Source organism: Bacteroides sp. An322 (genome assembly GCF_002161765.1).
Taxonomy (GTDB): Bacteria; Bacteroidota; Bacteroidia; order Bacteroidales; family Bacteroidaceae; genus Phocaeicola; species Phocaeicola merdavium.
The window spans coordinates 1-18,339 of record NZ_NFIN01000008.1 but is presented as its reverse complement, the minus strand read 5'-3'; the positions used below and the strand labels follow the sequence as shown (position 1 = coordinate 18,339).

At 44.2% G+C, this 18,339-nt stretch carries 17 protein-coding genes; 5 read left to right on the top strand and 12 right to left on the bottom strand.

All coding sequences use genetic code 11. The features are described 5' to 3' along the window. Nucleotides 1–47: 47 nt before the first annotated feature. Both B5F91_RS06130 and B5F91_RS06125 read right to left on the bottom strand, forming a co-directional pair. On the bottom strand, nt 48–2,435 hold the full coding sequence (locus B5F91_RS06130; RefSeq protein WP_087428211.1) for an anaerobic ribonucleoside triphosphate reductase: 2,388 nt from the start codon (nt 2,433–2,435) through the stop codon (nt 48–50). A gap of 199 nt (nt 2,436–2,634) precedes the next feature. Then, a complete protein-coding gene (locus B5F91_RS06125; RefSeq protein ID WP_087428210.1) occupies nt 2,635–4,056 on the bottom strand; it encodes an HD domain-containing protein in 1,422 nt (473 codons plus the stop codon). A gap of 119 nt (nt 4,057–4,175) precedes the next feature. On the opposite strand from B5F91_RS06125, the gene B5F91_RS06120 reads away from it, so the two are divergent. After that, nucleotides 4,176–5,012: a hypothetical protein gene (locus B5F91_RS06120; RefSeq protein WP_087428209.1), complete on the top strand. Its 837-nt coding sequence runs from the start codon at nt 4,176–4,178 to the stop codon at nt 5,010–5,012. A 118-nt stretch (nt 5,013–5,130) separates the two neighbouring features. Here the strand turns inward: B5F91_RS06120 and tatC are convergent, their stop codons facing one another. The 3 genes from tatC to B5F91_RS06105 form a co-directional block, all read right to left on the bottom strand. Further along, nucleotides 5,131–5,898, bottom strand: a complete 768-nt coding sequence (gene tatC / locus B5F91_RS06115; RefSeq protein WP_087428208.1) for a twin-arginine translocase subunit TatC — start codon at nt 5,896–5,898, stop codon at nt 5,131–5,133. Nucleotides 5,899–5,939: 41 nt separating this feature from the next. Then, nucleotides 5,940–6,155 carry a twin-arginine translocase TatA/TatE family subunit gene (locus tag B5F91_RS06110; RefSeq protein WP_087428207.1) on the bottom strand — a complete coding sequence of 72 codons (216 nt, stop codon included), beginning with the start codon at nt 6,153–6,155 and terminating at the stop codon, nt 5,940–5,942. A gap of 169 nt (nt 6,156–6,324) precedes the next feature. Further along, entirely contained in the window at nt 6,325–7,329 is a 1,005-nt protein-coding gene (locus B5F91_RS06105; protein ID WP_087428206.1) for a class II fructose-bisphosphate aldolase, read from the bottom strand. 373 nt (nt 7,330–7,702) lie between these two features. Here B5F91_RS06105 and B5F91_RS06100 point away from each other — a divergent pair, with 373 nt between their 5' ends. Continuing rightward, nucleotides 7,703–7,954, top strand: coding sequence for a type B 50S ribosomal protein L31 (locus tag B5F91_RS06100; RefSeq protein ID WP_087428283.1), 252 nt, complete (start codon nt 7,703–7,705; stop codon nt 7,952–7,954). 78 nt (nt 7,955–8,032) lie between these two features. Here B5F91_RS06100 and B5F91_RS06095 read toward each other — a convergent pair whose 3' ends face one another. From B5F91_RS06095 to B5F91_RS06070, 6 genes are all read right to left on the bottom strand, one after another. After that, entirely contained in the window at nt 8,033–9,688 is a 1,656-nt protein-coding gene (locus B5F91_RS06095) for an AMP-binding protein (protein WP_087428205.1), read from the bottom strand. A gap of 83 nt (nt 9,689–9,771) precedes the next feature. Continuing rightward, nucleotides 9,772–10,329 carry a cupin domain-containing protein gene (locus tag B5F91_RS06090; protein WP_087428204.1) on the bottom strand — a complete coding sequence of 186 codons (558 nt, stop codon included), beginning with the start codon at nt 10,327–10,329 and terminating at the stop codon, nt 9,772–9,774. Nucleotides 10,330–10,501: 172 nt separating this feature from the next. Beyond that, nucleotides 10,502–11,770: a PepSY-like domain-containing protein gene (locus B5F91_RS06085; RefSeq protein WP_087428203.1), complete on the bottom strand. Its 1,269-nt coding sequence runs from the start codon at nt 11,768–11,770 to the stop codon at nt 10,502–10,504. Between the two features lie 217 nt (nt 11,771–11,987). Continuing rightward, nucleotides 11,988–13,070, bottom strand: a complete 1,083-nt coding sequence (proB, locus tag B5F91_RS06080; RefSeq protein WP_087428202.1) for a glutamate 5-kinase — start codon at nt 13,068–13,070, stop codon at nt 11,988–11,990. A 30-nt stretch (nt 13,071–13,100) separates the two neighbouring features. Continuing rightward, a complete protein-coding gene (locus B5F91_RS06075; protein ID WP_087428201.1) occupies nt 13,101–13,436 on the bottom strand; it encodes a nucleotidyltransferase domain-containing protein in 336 nt (111 codons plus the stop codon). A 23-nt stretch (nt 13,437–13,459) separates the two neighbouring features. Next, nucleotides 13,460–13,891 carry a nucleotidyltransferase substrate binding protein gene (locus B5F91_RS06070; RefSeq protein ID WP_087428200.1) on the bottom strand — a complete coding sequence of 144 codons (432 nt, stop codon included), beginning with the start codon at nt 13,889–13,891 and terminating at the stop codon, nt 13,460–13,462. Nucleotides 13,892–14,200: 309 nt separating this feature from the next. Here B5F91_RS06070 and B5F91_RS06065 point away from each other — a divergent pair, with 309 nt between their 5' ends. Both B5F91_RS06065 and B5F91_RS06060 read left to right on the top strand, forming a co-directional pair. Further along, nucleotides 14,201–15,508, top strand: coding sequence for a DUF3667 domain-containing protein (locus B5F91_RS06065; RefSeq protein ID WP_087428199.1), 1,308 nt, complete (start codon nt 14,201–14,203; stop codon nt 15,506–15,508). 48 nt (nt 15,509–15,556) lie between these two features. Continuing rightward, nucleotides 15,557–16,339: a Cof-type HAD-IIB family hydrolase gene (locus B5F91_RS06060; RefSeq protein WP_087428198.1), complete on the top strand. Its 783-nt coding sequence runs from the start codon at nt 15,557–15,559 to the stop codon at nt 16,337–16,339. 1 nt (nt 16,340) lies between these two features. On the opposite strand, the gene lgt is transcribed toward B5F91_RS06060, so the two are convergent. Continuing rightward, nucleotides 16,341–17,171 carry a prolipoprotein diacylglyceryl transferase gene (gene lgt / locus B5F91_RS06055; protein WP_087428197.1) on the bottom strand — a complete coding sequence of 277 codons (831 nt, stop codon included), beginning with the start codon at nt 17,169–17,171 and terminating at the stop codon, nt 16,341–16,343. A gap of 155 nt (nt 17,172–17,326) precedes the next feature. Here lgt and B5F91_RS06050 point away from each other — a divergent pair. Beyond that, nucleotides 17,327–18,339: AAA family ATPase (locus tag B5F91_RS06050; RefSeq protein WP_158099893.1), on the top strand; the 1,013-nt coding region annotated here is incomplete at its 3' end.

The following is an 18,339-nucleotide window of genomic DNA, read 5'->3' as shown; positions in this document are numbered from 1 at the left end:
TGCTTCCACTTTTAGCTATTAATTATTAACTATTCATTATTAACTAATTAATGGTGTTTTACTCGGTCGCGTTCTTCAGCACGTTTGGCTGAATTCCAGCTGCTTAGGTCTCCGGTAAGATATCCGGTGATGCGTCGCATGCGGAGAATGTTCTCACTATTGCATATCGGGCACTTGTCGTAAATAACACCACGATACCCGCAATTGTGGCAGGTGTCTACCGGATGATTGATAGAGCCGTAACCGATGCCCTCGTCATGCATTACTTTGACTATCTTGGCAATGGCACGCACATTCTTTTGCGCTTCGCCGTCCAGTTCTACATACGTGATGTGTCCGCCACGAGTCAAAGCGTGGAAAGGAGCTTCACACTTGATTTTGTCTACAATGCTGATAGGTTCTTTCACGTCTACATGGAATGAATTGACGTAATAATCTCGGTCGGTCACTCCCGGAATGATGCCGTATTTCTTGCGGTCGATACGGGTAAAGCGTCCCGAAAGCCCTTCTGCAGGAGTTGCCAGTACCGAATAATTCAAGCCATATTTCTGTTTCAAGTCCTCCACAACGCGATTCATTTCTTCTACTGCTTCATAAAGTGTGTCCCAGGCTTTGCGGTTATGTCCATGTCCTGCGCCATACAGAGCCATCATGGCATTGTGTCCGCCAATAAACCCAATCCCCAAAGTACCTTGTTTCAATACATCGCCTACTTCATCGTTTGGATTCAGCTTGCCTCCTCCTTTCCAGACATCGTTGCTCATCATGAATGGGAATTGGCGGGCAAGGGCGGTACGCTGATACTGATAACGGATGTATAATTGCTCTCCGATGAATTCCGACATGCGGTGTACCGATTCAAGAAACAGTGCTTTGGCACGTTGTTCAATGGTTTCTTGATTCTCGTTTCCCGTCATGCGTTCCGCTTCTCGACGTGCTTCGATTGCCAACCGAGGCAGGTTCATCGTAGTAAATGAAAGGTTTCCGCGCCCCAAACTGGTCTTTTCGCCGTTCAGGTTTTCAAATACACGGGTACGGCATCCCATGGTTGCCAGTTCATACCGGTATCGTTTTGGATCATCCTTATTCCATTTTTCGTTTTGATTAAATGGAGTGTCAAGAAACATAAAGTTGGGAAAGAGGGCTTTTGCCGTAGTGCGGCATGCTTTCAGAAACAGGTCAAAATTGGGTGTTTCAAAAGTCATTCCGCCGTTCAGAGCCGTTTCAAAGTCAGCCATAGCTTTCTGATAATCCGCTTCCGAATAAGACACTCCGTCTTTTATCTTGAATATCTGAATGGGGAACACCGGCACTTCGCCTTGTGTGCCCAATCCTTCTACCGTAGCTTTTAATAATTCTTCGATGACCATACGTCCTTCGGGAGAAGTGTCTGTTCCGTAATTGATGGAACTGAATACCACTTGGTTCCCTCCACGCGAATGCATGGTATTCAGGTTATGGATAAATCCTTCCATTGCCTGATGCGTGTCTTTGCGCACTTGTTTGCGGGCGGAATACAAGATATGTCCTAATTCATCTTCAGTCAAGAAGATGCCTTCGCATTCCAAAGCAGTCAGGAATGCGGTTTGAGCTTCTTTCTTTGGTTCAATGGAGGTGAGATGCGTATGGACGTGTGCCGACAATGCTTTTTCGTCCGTTGCATTCCCTCTCATCTCCATGTAGAATGCAATGCCCGTCACAATGGCTTTCTGATAACTTTTCAATACGCCTTTTGCCATGAAAAAGTCGAATGCGGGGATAGCCTGCCCTCCGTGTTGCTCGTTTTGGTTGGTTTGGAAAATAATAGTAGCCAATGTAGCATAGCTTTGGATAGCCTGAGGCGTGCGGATGCTTCCGTTTTTGGTATGGAAACCCCGTTCGAATAAATCGTCCAAGTCATATTGGATGCATGTCGTTGTCTTGGTCGGATAGTAGTCCAAGTCATGGATATGGATATCCCCCATGCGGTGCGCTTCGGCATATTGCTTCGGCAAGAGGTATTTATAAGTATAGTCCTTGGTCACTTCCGAGGCAAAGGTCATCATTTGTCCCGCAGGCGTATGGCTCGACATATTGGCATTGCTCAGATTTACATCGTTCTTGTCTATCGCCACAATGCCGTCCATAATATGTTTCATTTGCGTCTTGCGTTCGCGTTCGGTATTCCGCCATTGGCGGTAGATGATATACTTTTTCGCCACTTCGGGCTGCACTTTCATCAGTTCATTTTCTACAAGGTCTTGAATCTCTTCCACTCCTAAGGTCGGATGTTCGAAATGGGCAATGACCCGTTGGGTAATTTCGTCGATAAGCCGTTCTTGATTCTCCAGTCCGGTAGCTTGGAAGGCTTTCCCGATAGCGTTTGAGATTTTGGATGCCGAAAAGTTTTCCCGCTTTCCGTCCCGTTTGATAATGCAAATGTCTGCTACGTTCATAGATGTTGCTTTTAGAGTTGAACAAACAGTTGCAAAGGTAGTAATTCGGATGATATTTCAAAACTTCACATTCTTATTCTTGTCTAAATTGGATAACTTTCAAAAATAAAAATGGCGTTATAGACATGTATAACGCCATTTTATGGATAACTTAATTTATAATCGGTTTCTTGTATTTGAAATCTCAAGAATGTTTATACTAAGGAAGGCTTACCGGCTCAAGCCCCATTTCTTTTGCTCTTTCCAGCATAAATTGGAAGGCGGCATCGTGTTCGTTGGGGATAGCGCCGTCTAAAATAGCGTCTTTAATGGCACTTTTCAAATCGCCTATTTCACGGCATGGATGCAAATTGAAGACACGCATGATTTCTTCTCCGTCTACCGGAGGCTGGAAATTACGGATGCGGTCTTTCTCTTCCAAGTCTTTCAGCTTTTGGCGAACTAACTTGAAATTATCCAGGAAGCGTTGCTTGCGGGCTTCGTTCTTCGATGTGATATCCGCTTCGCAAAGTGCCATTAAGTCGTCAATATCGTCTCCGGCTTCGAAAAGCAAGCGGCGTACAGCTGAATCGGTCACCTCGTCATCGGCAATGACGATAGGACGCATGTGCAGCCCTACTAACTTTTGGACGTATTTCATTTTTTCGTTCATCGGCAACTTCATGCGGCGGAAGATTTCGGGCACCATCTTTTCACCTATATAATTGTGGTTATGGAATGTCCATCCAAGGCGTGGGTCCCAGCGTTTGGTGCGGGGTTTGCCTATGTCGTGGAGGAGGGTCGCCCAGCGTAGCCAAAGGTTGTCCGATACTTTCGCAATGTTGTCCACCACTTCTAATGTGTGATAGAAATTGTCTTTATGTCCGCGTCCGTTGCGCACCTCTACGCCTTGCAGGGCGGTCAGTTCGGGGAATATCAGTTCCAATAATCCGCATCGGTCAAGGTCGACAAAGCCTTTTGAAGGTATGGGAGAGAGCAGGATTTTGTTTAATTCATCCTTGATACGCTCGTACGAAATGATTTTAATCCGTTCCCGATTCCGTTCCAACGCATTGAACGTTTCTTCTTCGATGTAAAAATTCAGTTGCGTGGCAAAACGGATGCACCGCATCATGCGCAACGGGTCATCGCTGAACGTGATGTCAGGGTCGAGCGGCGTGCGGATAATGCCTTGCTTCAAGTCTTCCAGTCCGCCAAACGGGTCTACCAATTCGCCGAACCGGGCTTTGTTCATGCAGACCGCCAAAGCGTTGATAGTAAAATCGCGCCGGTTTTGGTCGTCTTCCAAAGTTCCGTCTTCTACAATAGGCTTGCGGCTATCGTGGCTATACGATTCTTTCCGTGCTCCGACAAATTCCACTTCGGTATCAAAGAATTTCACTTGTGCGGTACCGAAGTTATGGAATACCGAGACGTGTGCTTTCGGTCCTAAGCGTTTTCCCAAGGCTTCTGCCGTCCGGATGCCGCTTCCTACTACGACCACATCAATGTCTTTCGAAGGGCGGTTCAAGAATATATCGCGCACGTATCCTCCTACAACATAGCACTCCAGCCCTAATGTGTCGGCGGTTTCGGATATTAAACTGAATATTTTATCGGTAAAATGTTCCTTTAAATTCATTCGTTATGGGTTTTCATTTGAAAATAGCGTGCAAAATTACAAAAAAAGAGAAAGCTTTGCAGGAATAAACCGATTAAATTGTATTTTTGTTTCGTGAAAGTCGAAAAAACATACGCATTATGAAAAAGATGATATTGGCAGCCTTGTGCCTCACGACACTTTTTTCGGGCTGCAACGGAGATTCAAAAAAAGCCGGCGCATTGTTCCAGCAGGCAGAACAAGCATACGCTTCGGGCAATTACAGCTTGGCTAAGTTGCAGATAGACAGCATCCGCACCCTCTACCCTAAAGCGGTAGAAGTCCGCAAGGCAGCTATCCGCCTGATGCAGAACATTGATATACAGGAACAACAAAAAACACTTGCTTATCTGGACAGCATGATGCAGGTAAAACAAGCGGCTCTTGATTCGATAAAAGGGAATTATGTATTGGAGAAAGACACTGCCTATCAGGAGATAGGAAATTATTTCTATCCCACACAAACGGTAGAGAAGAACATCGGGCGTTCGTTCCTTCGGGCACAGGTGAACGAGCTGGGCGAAATGTCGCTTACATCCATTTATTGTGCGGGAGGGAATATCCATCATACGGCGGTGAAAGTCAGTGTGGACGGAAATACATTTGCTCAGACCCAGCCTTCTTCGGACAGTTATGAGACAACTGATTTAGGACGTCCCATTGAAAAAGCTGATTACCGGGTAGGGAAAGACGACGGGGGAGTGGCGGCGTTTATCGTTGCCAACCGAGACAAACGCACATTCCGTCTAGAATTTATTGGAGACCGGAACTACCGGACAACTATGCGAAGGGACGATGTAAAAGCCATTGCCGCAATCAGCGACTTGGCGCGAATCCTCTCAGCTATGGAAGAAATCCGTAAAGAACAAAATGAAGCAAACCTGAAACTGAAATTCGTTACACGAAAAATAGAAGAAGCCGAACAAGCCGAAAGATAAATACCTTCTTTGACGCACCTAAGTCCGTTTGTTGTTTCACTAGGCTGGGATTGGCATCGAAGCCTAATGAAACAGCGAACGAAGCAGGGTTCGTTAAAAGACATACCTAAAATGGTTTTTACCTGTTTGTCCGCTTCACAATAAAGATACTGGCTTCATAAAGCAAAAACATCGGGGCAGAAACCAGCAACAGAGTTATGGCATCGGAAGTCGGCGTAATAATAGCCGCAATGATAAGTGTAACGATTAATGCATGTTTACGATAAGTACGCATAAAACTGGAAGTCAGGAAGCCTAATTTAGCAAAAAGCCAAGCAAGAACAGGTATTTCGAACATAATCCCCAACATAATGCTCAACATTACCAAAGTCTCAATATAAGAGCTTAACAAAATGGCATTCTCCACCTCTGCACTCACTTGATAAAGAGCCAGAAAGCGGAAAGTGAAAGGGAATATCAGAAAATAACTGAACAACACGCCGATGAGGAACAAGACATATCCCCACACTACCACCCGCAAGGAATAGTGCTTTTCGTTCGCATAAAGGGCAGGCGAAACGAAACGAAACAATTGATATATTATATAAGGAGAAGCCAGAATAATCCCCGCATAAAACGATACGCTCATGTGGGTAAGGAACTGACCTGACAATTTGGTATTAATCAGTTGCACATGAAAATCGGACACGCTTGCTCCCGAAAGGTGCAACGCCTCCCCTATCCAATCGAAAAGACGGTAAACCGGGAAGTCATTTTCTTTCGGTGCTAGGACAATGCCGAACAATTCCTCCTTGAAACAAAAAGCAAGAAGCATAAATGCCACTACCACGCCGATGATGCGGAAAAGCACTTTACGCAATTCATCCACGTGGTCCCAAAAAGTCATATTCGACGGATCATTAGACTCCACGGCATCCGTCCTCCTCGCTATTTCTCTTTAGACTGGCTGGAATCATCTTTCTTTGCATCGGCTTTCAAGTCATCTTCTACTCCGTTTACACCGTCCTTGAAGCTCTTCACGCCCTTGCCCAGCCCTTTCATCAGTTCGGGTATCTTCTTTCCTCCGAACAACAGCAAGAAAATCAAGGCTATAACCAGAATCTCCTGCATACCAAATCCCATAAATAAAAGTATTGCGCTCATGTAGTTTACCTTAAAGATATTTACGGAGCAAAAATAGAAAATAAAATCGGCTTGTGCAACCCGCACCTGATTAACAAAAACAAAAAAAGCTGCCTCTCCACCTCGGAGAAGCAGCTTCACATTTATAGTTATAGGTGTATAAAGTCTTTATTATTTCTAACAAATCGACTTATTGAGCCAACTTGCCGTCTGAACCCAATACGTTGAGGATTTTGTGCTTGTACATCTTTTCCATTTCGTCACGAGCCGGACCCAAATATTTACGCGGGTCGAATTCAGCAGGTTTTTCAGCCAATACCTTACGGATAGCAGCTGTCATAGCCAAACGAGAGTCAGAGTCGATGTTAATCTTGCATACAGCAGACTTAGCGGCTTTACGCAATTCGTCTTCTGGAATACCGATAGCAGCTTCCAACTTGCCACCATATTGGTTGATCATATCTACATATTCCTGAGGAACTGAAGAAGAACCGTGCAATACGATAGGGAATCCCGGAAGTTTTTCCATTACACCGTCCAATACATCGAATGCCAAAGGAGGAGGAACCAAACGACCTGTCTTCGGGTCAACATGGCATTGTTCGGGTTTGAACTTGTAAGCACCGTGAGAAGTACCGATAGAGATAGCCAAAGAATCGCATCCTGTACGGGTAGCAAAGTCGATAACTTCTTCAGGGTTAGTATAAGTATGGTGTTCTGCACACACTTCGTCTTCTACACCTGCCAATACACCCAATTCGCCTTCTACGGTTACATCGTATTGATGAGCGTATTCAACGACTTTCTTAGTCAAAGCTACATTTTCTTCATAAGGAAGGTGAGAACCATCAATCATTACTGAAGAGAAGCCCAGGTCTACGCAAGATTTGCAGAGTTCGAATGAATCTCCATGGTCAAGGTGAAGCACGATTTCAGGATGTTCGCAACCCAATTCTTTAGCGTATGCTACAGCACCTTCTGCCATATAACGCAACAAAGTTTGGTTAGCGTAATTACGTGCACCTTTAGATACCTGCAGGATAACCGGAGATTTAGTTTCTACAGAAGCCTTGATGATAGCTTGCAACTGTTCCATATTGTTGAAGTTGAAAGCCGGGATAGCGTATCCACCTTTAATTGCTCTGGCAAACATATCTCTGGTGTTTACCAAGCCTAAATCTTTGTAATTAACCATTGTTGTAAATTTTATAATTGTTAGTGAATTAATTTCCACTGCAAATTTAAAAATAAAAGCGACAATATCACATTTTCTACCCTAAAAAATAAAGACTGTATTAAGGTGTTTTATTAAAACCGGCGTAATTTCTTAAAGAAAAGGTAAGGATGCAAAGTGCAGGTTGCAATTAACAGATTTCATAGCAAAACCTGTAAAAAGACCAACGAGAACCGCAACAAGAAAAAAATCAGCCAAAACATTTTCTATTTCAAAGAAATGCTGTATCTTTGCAAGCCGAAACAAATCCATTGCACAATGGCATCCGTATTGGATGTCGGAAGTTACCCAAAATAGTTGTAAAATAAATAATAACAATAAAGTATATACTGAAATGAAAAAAGGCATTCATCCAGAGAACTACCGTCCGGTAGTATTTAAAGACATGTCAAATGGCGACATGTTCTTGTCTCGTTCTACTTGTGCAACAAAAGACACAATCGAATTTGAAGGCGAAACTTATCCGCTGGTTAAGTTGGAAATCTCTAACACCTCTCACCCGTTCTATACTGGTAAGTCTAAATTGGTAGACACCGCAGGACGTGTAGATAAGTTCATGAGCCGTTACAACCGCATCAAGAAATAAAATTTCGTATTTTTGTTCCATAACGAAACCGGGCATCTTCTTTTTCAGGAAATGCCCGGTTTCGTTTTTACCTCTTATTTATCCATTGTCTTTTTCACGAATCTCCACACGGCGGATTTTCCCGCTGATGGTCTTCGGCAATTCTTCGACAAACTCTATCACGCGCGGATATTTATAAGGAGCGGTCACACGCTTTACGTGGTCTTGCAGTTCTTTAATCAAATCGGGACCGGCTTTTGCCTTATAGTCTTTCGCCAATACAATAGTAGCTTTCACCACTTGCCCGCGAATCTCATCGGGCACACCGGTTATGGCGCATTCTACTACTGCCGGATGAGTCATCAAAGCGCTTTCTACTTCGAACGGACCGATGCGGTATCCTGAACTTTTGATGACATCATCGGCACGCCCTACGAACCAATAATATCCGTCTTCATCGCGCCAAGCCACATCACCGGTATAATATACCCCATCGTGCCAAGCCTCGCGAGTCAATTCGGGAGCACGGTAATACTCTTTAAATAAGCCCAACGGTTTGCCTTTATCGGTACGTATCACGATTTGCCCTTGTTCACCGTCCTCTGCAGAACGTCCGTCGGGTTTCAATAAGTCTATCTGATATTGGGGATTGGGCACACCCATACTTCCGGGTTTGGGGTCCATCCACGGGAAAGTGGCAAGTGTCAGAGTTGTTTCGGTTTGTCCGAAGCCTTCCATAAGACGGATGCCCGTTATTTTCAGGAATGTCTCGTACACCGAATAGTTCAACGCTTCACCTGCCGTAGTGCAATATTCCAATGAAGAAAGGTCGTACTTGCTCAGGTCTTCACGGATGAGAAAACGGTAAATGGTAGGAGGCGCGCAAAGCGATGTGATACGGTAATCGTGTATCTTCTTCAAAATATCGGAAGGCGTGAACTTCTCGTGGTCATAGACGAAAATGTTTGCTCCGGCTATCATCTGTCCGTAAAGTTTTCCCCATACGGCTTTTCCCCAACCCGTATCGGCTATGGTAAAATGCAGGCTTCCTTCGTGCAGGTTATGCCAATAGCAAGCGGTGGTGATATGCCCTAACGGATATGTGAAATCATGAGCTACCATTTTGGGTTCGCCGGTTGTACCCGAAGTGAAATACATCAACATGATGTCATCGTTGGTGTTTGCATTTGCAGGGCGCACAAAAGGAGCCGCACTTTCCATTCCTTTGTGGAAATCTTCGAATCCTTCGGGATATTCCGGACCTACGCTCAATAATTTCTCCACACTGGGACATTGGGGCATCGCATCCACAATATGCTGGAGAATAACGCCTTCGCCTGCCGCGATTATCATTTTTATCGTAGCCGCTTCACAACGATAAATAATATCTTTTTTGGTAAGCAAATGAGTGGCAGGAATCGCTACGGCTCCGATTTTATGCAAGGCGATAATCGAGAACCAGAATTCATAACGGCGTTTCAATATCAGCATTACCTTATCGCCCTTGCCTATCCCCAAGCTTTGGAAATAAGAAGCGGTCATATCGGTGTATTTCTTCAAGTCGGCGTAGGTAAACTGAATGCACTCGCCTTTATCATTGGTCCAAAGCAGGGCTTTCTTGTCGGGGCACTCGGCTGCCCAAGCATCCACCACATCATATCCGAAATTAAAGTTTTCGGGAACTTTTACCTTAAAGTTCTTTATGAAATCCTCCTGAGAGGAAAATTGGGTTTGTTCTACAAATCTTTCTAACATATTCTATCTGTATTAATTAAGCTCACCACAGATTACACAAATTATATCAATTAATAAATCTGTGTAATCTGTGGTGAAAACAATTATTGCATCACCACCGCAAGGAATTTTACGGTTTTTCCGTCAAGCGCCAACATGCCATGTGGTTTGCTTGAATCGAAATACAAGCTGTCTCCCGGATTCAATATCAACTCTTTTCCGTTGATATTCAACAACAGGCGTCCTTCTATCACTAAGTTGAACTCTTGTCCTTCGTGTGTATTGAAATATACGGCAGTGCCTTCGGGTTTCGGCTCTACTGTTACGATAAACGGGTCGGCTATCCTATCCTTGAATCCAGAAGCAAGTGATTCGTATTTATAAGCCTTAGTACGCTCTACCGAAACACCCGTTCCCTTACGGGTAAGGAAATACGATTTCATTTTCGGCTCTTCGCCGAACATCAGTTCATCCAATGTAATGCCATACTTATGAGCTATGCGTTGCAAAAGGCTGACTGAAAGGTCACTTTCCCCCGATTCAAGAGCACGGTACTCATCTACCGTCAACTTACAATCCGATGCGACCTCTTCTACGCTTAAATCCAGTGCGTCGCGCAATCCCCGCAAACGCTCGGCAATTTGTTTTATCTGTTCATCCATAGTCGTTATTTCTGTTAGTTCACGCCAAAATTACGAAAGATTTTGATACAAAAAGGAAGAAAATCCAAAAAAGTTGTGCTTTGAGCAAAAAGGAAAATAAAAACAGGCACGGATAAACGCTTTTTCAGCCTCATCCATGCCTGTTATTCAGACTTTATTTAACTGCACTCTATTAATCTTCCCTCCATATTATCTTACCTGCGGCACTGATATATACGTCCCAATCATCTCCTCGTGTTTCTACTTCCACTTCATAGAACGTGCCTTCGGGAGTCTCTACACATTCGCAATCGTCATTTCCCCAGTAAGCGTCTTCGCCAAACTCTGCTTTCAATGCCGTTTTCACCGCATCGGGCAGTTCATTCGGATATACATCATACGTCGTGCGCAACCATTCTTCGTTGAAATTGAAGACTACGTCTTTTTCACGCCCGTCGTGTATGATTTCCACTTCGATGCGTCCGTCATCGTAATCACGCTCTTTGACATACGCATCCGGATAGTTTTTCTGAAGAAAAGATTCGATGCCCGAAGTCACCTGCGCGCCTCCGCCCGAAGGTACATCAACATCTGTAGAAGGACGCCCAATTTCCTCGCCTTGCTCGTTCAGATAAATCTTCTTTTCATAATCTCCGCGCTCTATTTCTACACAATAATAGCTATCGGTTGCGGTTTCGTAGTGGTCTACATCATCTATATGATAATTCGGATAATTGGTTTCTACAAATGTCCGAACGATTTCAGGGATGTTATAACGCTCGTATTCCGTCTTGGTGCTGACCCATGTCGAAGAAGAGTCAAACCAGATTTCATGCTTCATACCGTTCTGTATGATTTCGATTTCCGTCCCGTTACGTTCTACGTCCACATCTACAATCCGTGCGCCTGGGAAGTTTTGTTCAATCCAATCGCTTGCGCTTGCTACCGGAGTCTGAGGCAGATAATTGGAATAATCGTTTCCTTTACCGTCACTATCCACATATTCATTGACCAATATTCCTTCTTCGGTGTAATAAAGGTCTACTTCCACACCTCCGTTCTTCATTTCTATCACGTAGAGCTTTTCAGAACCATTCCGGTCTAATACATCTACTTCACGGTCCGGAGTCCAATCGGCATACGCACTTTCCTTAATTGCGCTTTGTATAGCCTGAGGCAATGCAGAATAAGGGATTTCTGTTTCTGTCATTCCCCAGCGGGCATCATCCAATGCATACCATGCCGTAGTTTCCCCACTCTCGCCTGTAAATTCAGCTACCGCATATCCGTCTTTCACCGACCATTCGGCGCGTGTCTGCCCATATTGGCTTTGGAAAGCATCGAGGACGGCTTGCGGAACAGCACCATTACCTCCATTAGGTCCGTCATTGTCATCACTACACGACACAAAGAAAAGCATCCCGCTAATCAAAAGTGTCCAAAATGGCAAATACTTTTTCATACTTCTTCTTGCTTTAAATATTTGTTTGATGCGAAGATGGGGAAAGATTCTGAAAAGATTCTGAAATGTATTTGAATTAATCAAACGCAGAGACGCAAAAACGCCAAGTTCCTAATTTAAGAGAGCAAAAAACACAGAAACATCAATAAGGCTCAGTGACCTTTGCATTCTTAAAAAATAATTCTTTGCGCTTTTGCGTCTCTGCGTTCAATTAAATTCAATCCAAATACAAGTAATCGTAATGCACCAAGGGACGTTGGCCGTGTTCGCCCAACATCTTGCGGGCTTCTTCCGAACTTACTCCGATGCGCCCTACGCCGATTTGATTTCCTTCGGCATTCATAATCCGCACAATGTCATCTTTCTCGAAATCCCCTTCAATGCGCGTCACGCCTACGGGCAAGATGCTGACCGCTTTCTTACCCTTCACCGCTTTTACCGCTTGGGCATTCAGATGCAGTTCTCCTTTAGCGAACCCTTCGCTATGGGCTATCCATTTCTTCACACTCGATACGGCTTCCGGTGCGGGCACAAACCGTGTGCAGACCGTATCGGCGGGATGTTCCAACAAATCAATCAAGATATTATCCCGTTTCCCGTTGGCAATAATCACCGTAATACCTTCGTCTGCCACTTTACGGGCGATTGTGGTCTTGGTAAGCATTCCTCCTCTTCCAAAACCTGACTTCTCGGTTTGGATATAGTCGGAAAGGTCTTTCCCTTGCTCTACCTCCCGTATCACCGAAGTGCCCGGCTCGGAAGGCGAGCCGTTATAAATCCCGTCGATGTTGCTCAGGATAATCAAAGCCTGTGCGTCGAGCATCGAAGCCACTAATCCCGAAAGCTCATCGTTATCGGTAAACATCAATTCGGTGACTGATATGGTGTCGTTTTCATTCACTATCGGAATTACTCCGTTCGCTAACATCACCTCCATGCAATGCCGCTGGTTGAGGTAATGGCGGCGCGTGCCGAAACTTTCTTTAGTGGTCAGCACTTGCCCTACGGCTATCCCATGTTCGCGGAACAATTCATAATAACGGTTTATCAGTTTGGCTTGCCCTACGGCTGAATACAACTGGCGTTGGTCTACGCTATCCAACTTGCGCGATACTTTTATCTCGCTACGTCCCGAAGCGACCGCTCCCGAAGAAACTAATACCACTTCTATTCCAGCTTTATGCAATTCTGCTACTTGGTCGACCAATGCCGACATGCGGGTCACGTCCAATGTCCCGTCCTTCCTCGCCAGCACATTGCTGCCTATCTTTACCGTTATCCGACTATATGGATATTTCATTGTTTTACTCCTTTATATAATATATTGCGTTTAATTAAACTCACGATTCTGCTCTTGCTTTTTCACCTTATTATAGATTACAATGCCTCTTCGTTGGATATGATCTATTAAGTCTTTATTGTTCAATGAATGGAACAATGAGAGGTCAAATTGATATGGCAACAATAAATCATCCACTTCCATATAAATTTGATTTAAATCCTTTCGAGATAAATCAGCCCCTACTAACGTAATGTCAACGTCTGAAAAGGGCTTGAAAGTATCTTTTGCACGTGATCCGTAAAGAATCGCTTGCTCTATCCGTTCATTGCTTGCGAACAAAGCAAGCAACTTATTCCACTCCCTATCTGTTAATCCGTAAGCCATAAAGCAATCTTTTGATTTAAATGCTATTCTGCCATAAGTTGTAACATTGTACTCTCTAATTGAACAAATAACGGGTAATATACATTTACCACGGCTTCATAAATAGCTTCCGCCGTCTCATCATCGTAATTGTGCGAAGTTAAATTACGGTCCGCTATAGATTCCATCCAACGCTTATCCGTTATAATTTCCATTTCGAAAGCTTTACGGAAAGCATCACGCGAACCCCGAATGTCTGTATAGCCTTGATATTCGGCGTAGTCTTTCATTACTTTCCAAGCCAATTCGTGAGTGTATTCAAAGCGTTGTATCAGTCCTTCTTTAAGCAAGTCTTCTACAGCCTCGTCTTCATTCACCCGTTGCGACACAATTTCTACAGCCTGCCCTAATAAGCGCAATGCCTTACGATAATTATCGAAACGTTGCATCCAACGTATGCCTTTGTTTTCCGTCATAGCTATTGTTATTAAAAACTACTCTTGCAACAAATGTACGGAATTTCTTTGGAATAACCTCACGAAAGAAGAGGATTTGGCAATATATACAGGAGACGTTTCCTTGTGCAACCGTATGCTCGCTTTGTTTCAACTATATGAAACTGGCGTTTCAACTGGATGAAACAAGAGTTTCATATAGTTGGAACTAACTGAAACTATGGTAGGCTTTCGTGATACGACTATATGGCTTAACTTTTTCGATTAGATTCTTCGTCCGTATTGACCGAATATCCGAGAAAAAGCAGTAAGTTTGCAAGCAAAAACACTATGGGCAGAAATTTCTCTACGAAAAAACGTATAAATATCGGACAAGCCTTCGGGTTGTTCTTCTTGTTATTCTTGAGTTATTACGAGTTGACTCCTTTATCGGAATCGGATACGTTTTTCTTTCCCTCGCTTTTCCTGTTCAGCCTGTTCTATATCGGACATCACCGGCGCATGCTTCCCCTTGCATGGCATAATGCCCTGATGAATTGGCTTCATCCGATTGTAGTGAGAAGCCGTGCCTTCCACATTTGGCAAATACGGGGCATCGTGCCTCCGGTACTTAATGATAAGCCTTGCACGTGTAAGAATTGCAGAGAGACATTCACCGGAAATTTCTGCCCCCGATGCGGGCAAAGCCGATACACTCCACGCTATGTATTGAAAGGTATCGTAGGGAATGTACTCCGGACCATTTTCCGGGTTGACGGGAAATTTGCACATACGCTTTTAGAATTGCTGTACCGCCCCGGACACATGATGCGCGACTTTATCCAGGGAAGACGTATCAATTACACCCTTCCTTTGGCTATGGTATTTCTAATGACCGCATTCTATATGTTGACCGCCCAATTGATTGTGCCCGAAATACGGGAGAAGAAAGAAGAAGAAACTTCGAAACCAAACGAAATGCCTCTGACAAAAACAGAAGGGTTGCAACAAACTATCCTCCGGTTAGAACAGGAAAAAGCCGAAACTGATGACCCCATCGAACAAAAGAGTTTAGGGATTACAATTCGGAGTATGGAAAAAGCACTTGCTGAAGTCCAACGTCAAGATTCCATAGCGGGAACATCTCAATCGGATAACGAACTCGATGATATACTCTCTATTCCTTTTTTAAAGAAAGCGGAAGCGGCTATCGAAAGCGTTCCTTTCCTTTCAAATGTATGGAGCCTGATGCGGAAATGGGGACACGGGAATAAGGCATTTCATATCCTCCTGACCTTGCCCTTGCTTGCCATTGCTACCCGCTGGGCGTTTTATCGGAGAAAGAAACCCGACACATTCAATCTAATGGAGCACATCTTCATTCAAGCCTACATTGCTACGCAGATTTTACTGATAAGCACCCTTGTCGTACCCTTTAATGGAACAGCACATGTAGATGACCTCTACGAAGTTCCTTTTTGGTTCATCTTCCTCTTGTTTTGTTGGGACTACCGCCAACTTTATCTTTGCACATGGTGGAGAAGTTTCTGGAAAACATTGTTAATGTTCACCTATTGCTTACTGATTATCATTGTTCTTGCTACGGTAGGAGTATTGTTGCTTTGCCTGGCGGAGGGAACTACAAACCTCAGCTTGTAAATCTCGGCGGAAATGTGTACATTTGCGCCTGAAAATACAAATCTAATTATGGTTAAAGCTATCTTTTTCGATATTGACGGAACATTGGTTTCCTTCAAGACACATACGATTCCCGAATCTACCCGTAAGGCACTTGCAGCACTTCGCGAGAAGGGCATTAAAGTATTCATTTCCACCGGACGCCCCAAAGTGTTGATGATGAAAGCGGTGGGCGATTTGCCTTTCGATGGTTATATCACCTTGAACGGTTCATATTGCTTTACCGCCGACGATATAGACATCTATAAAGGACGTATTCCGGAAGAAGATATCGAACGGTTAATCCAGTACCATAAACAACGTCCGGACATACCTTTCGTCTTTGTGCATGACGATACGTGGTTCATTACAGGTGTAAATGAAGCAGTACAACAAGTGGCAGACCTGATAAAAATAACCGTTCCTCCCGTTTGCCCCATTGAGGAAGCGCGGGGTAAGGAAATCATGCAAATCATGGGGTATTTCAAGCAAGACGAAGATTTGGAAGTATTTTCACACGTATTGAAACATTGCGAACCGATGCGCTGGTATCCGCTCTTTGCCGACATTATCGCACGGGGGAATAGCAAAAGCCACGGCATTGATAAAGTCATTGAGTATTACGGCATCGACCTAAAAGACACCATGGCATTCGGTGACGGGGGAAATGATATCCCCATGCTTCGCCATGCAGGAATCGGTGTAGCCATGGGAAATGCCGCACCAGAAGTGCAGAATGCCGCCAATTATATAACCACTTCGGTAGACGAAGACGGCATTCTGAATGCATTGAAGCATTTCGGTATTTTATAACTTATTTCCAATCTGCCTTCCGCTTCTTGCAGGTAGCGATAAGGAAGATTCCTAACAAGATTAACGGAATGCTTAGCAACTGCCCGATATTCAGCGTCATGCCCACTTCTTCAGCCACTTGCGGATTCTTCATAAACTCCAGCCCGAAGCGTGAGCCGAAGAATATTAACAGAGATACGCCAGTTATTAGCCCTACGTATTTCTGCAATTGATACTTGTGATACATTACCCACGAAACAATGAGTGCCACGAAGCAATAGAGCATTTCGTAAATCTGCGTAGGATGGCAAGCCTGAGCCGCTCCGTCTTGGTTATACAATTCTTGCCATTCGCGCGAGCGGACAAATTCGAATCCCCAAGGTAAGGTGGTAGGATAGCCGAATATTTCCGAATTCATCAGGTTGCCGAAGCGGATGCACATACATACCACCGCCACGGCAGGTATCATGCGGTCGAAAAGCCACCATACGCTTTTCTTCGTTACTTTCTTGGAATACCAAACCAAAGCCAATATCAATAAGAACACACCACCATGGCTGGCAAGCCCGCCTTTCCATATTTTCAGGATTTCTATGGGATGCGCCCCGTAATAATCCCATTCGTAAAACAAGCAATGTCCCAAACGGGCACCGATCACGCTACTCACGATGCAATACACAAAGAGCTTGTCTACCCAAGTGTCGGGATGTCCTTCTTTCTTAAACAGGCGCGCCATGATTTCATACGCCAAGATAAAGCCCAATCCCCACATCAATCCATACCAACGGAGTTCTATCGAACCTATACGCACCAAGACGGGATCAACGTCCCATACGATACTTGCCAAATTCATGCTTTTTTCGTTTTGATTGTTTCCGGATGCAAAGGAACAAAAAAGCCGTTATTCTACGGGCAGAAGTATTGTTAAAATTTCCCATAGTCAAATTATTTTGGCTTCTTCATATTTTATATGTATATTTGCATATAAACTCCTAAACAGACCCAGCCATGAAATATCCGATAGGTATACAAAGCTTTGCGCAAATCAGGGAAGACGGTTACGTGTATGTAGACAAGACCGCATTAATCTACAACTTAGTCACAACCGGAAAGATTTACTTCCTCAGCCGCCCACGTAGATTCGGGAAAAGTTTATTAGTGTCTACTCTAAAGAATTATTTCTTAGGCAAGAAAGAATTATTCAAAGGACTTGCCATTGAAGGACTGGAAACGGAATGGGCGGAATATCCGGTGTTTCATATCGATTTCAATGGGAGCAACTTCACCGTGCCCGGCACATTAGAAGAAATATTAAAAGGAACGATAAAAGGCTGGGAACGTGAATATGGGAAAAGCCAAGACTATACGGATATAGGAAAACGCTTTGCATACATCCTCAAGCAAGCCCATAAACAATCGGGCAAGCGTTGCGTAGTGCTGATTGATGAATACGACAAGCCGATATTGGACGTGCTTGATACGGGCATCAAAGACGAAAGGCAAGAACAGTTGTTAGAAGACCGGAACCAGGAAGTGCTGAAAGGATTCTATTCCGTGTTTAAGGCAGCGGATGATGACCTGCAGTTCGTATTGCTTACGGGAGTTACTAAATTCTCGCAAGTAAGCGTATTCAGCGGATTCAACCAACCCGCAGACATCAGCATGGATAGCCGCTACGAAGCCTTATGCGGAGTAACTCAAGCTGAACTTGAGCATTATTTCTCCGAAAGCATTCAGGAAATGGCGGAGAAGGAAGGCATTACTACAGATGAAATGACCATCCGGCTTAAACGGCAATATGACGGGTATCATTTCAGTAAAAACATGACCGATGTGTACAATCCGTTCAGTCTGCTCAATGCTTTTGCAACACAAGATGTACAAGACTATTGGTTCCGTAGCGGTACTCCTTCTTACCTTATCCGTCTGCTTGCACACACAGACGAGAACTTAGACGAGTTGACCGGAAAGTATTACGACCCGCAGGAGTTCGTCGACTACAAAGCCAGCGTAGAGAAACC

Coding starts and splice junctions, on each gene's coding strand:
- B5F91_RS06100 (WP_087428283.1), top strand. CDS start 7,703: ATGAAAAAAGGCATTCATCCAGAGAACTACCGTCCGGTAGTATTTAAA.
- B5F91_RS06075 (WP_087428201.1), bottom strand. CDS start 13,436: ATGGCTTACGGATTAACAGATAGGGAGTGGAATAAGTTGCTTGCTTTG.
- B5F91_RS06120 (WP_087428209.1), top strand. CDS start 4,176: ATGAAAAAGATGATATTGGCAGCCTTGTGCCTCACGACACTTTTTTCG.
- tatC (WP_087428208.1), bottom strand. CDS start 5,898: ATGACTTTTTGGGACCACGTGGATGAATTGCGTAAAGTGCTTTTCCGC.
- B5F91_RS06070 (WP_087428200.1), bottom strand. CDS start 13,891: ATGACGGAAAACAAAGGCATACGTTGGATGCAACGTTTCGATAATTAT.
- lgt (WP_087428197.1), bottom strand. CDS start 17,171: ATGAATTTGGCAAGTATCGTATGGGACGTTGATCCCGTCTTGGTGCGT.
- B5F91_RS06065 (WP_087428199.1), top strand. CDS start 14,201: ATGGGCAGAAATTTCTCTACGAAAAAACGTATAAATATCGGACAAGCC.
- B5F91_RS06110 (WP_087428207.1), bottom strand. CDS start 6,155: ATGAGCGCAATACTTTTATTTATGGGATTTGGTATGCAGGAGATTCTG.
- B5F91_RS06085 (WP_087428203.1), bottom strand. CDS start 11,770: ATGAAAAAGTATTTGCCATTTTGGACACTTTTGATTAGCGGGATGCTT.
- B5F91_RS06060 (WP_087428198.1), top strand. CDS start 15,557: ATGGTTAAAGCTATCTTTTTCGATATTGACGGAACATTGGTTTCCTTC.
- B5F91_RS06095 (WP_087428205.1), bottom strand. CDS start 9,688: ATGTTAGAAAGATTTGTAGAACAAACCCAATTTTCCTCTCAGGAGGAT.
- B5F91_RS06090 (WP_087428204.1), bottom strand. CDS start 10,329: ATGGATGAACAGATAAAACAAATTGCCGAGCGTTTGCGGGGATTGCGC.
- B5F91_RS06125 (WP_087428210.1), bottom strand. CDS start 4,056: ATGAATTTAAAGGAACATTTTACCGATAAAATATTCAGTTTAATATCC.
- B5F91_RS06105 (WP_087428206.1), bottom strand. CDS start 7,329: ATGGTTAATTACAAAGATTTAGGCTTGGTAAACACCAGAGATATGTTT.
- B5F91_RS06130 (WP_087428211.1), bottom strand. CDS start 2,435: ATGAACGTAGCAGACATTTGCATTATCAAACGGGACGGAAAGCGGGAA.
- proB (WP_087428202.1), bottom strand. CDS start 13,070: ATGAAATATCCATATAGTCGGATAACGGTAAAGATAGGCAGCAATGTG.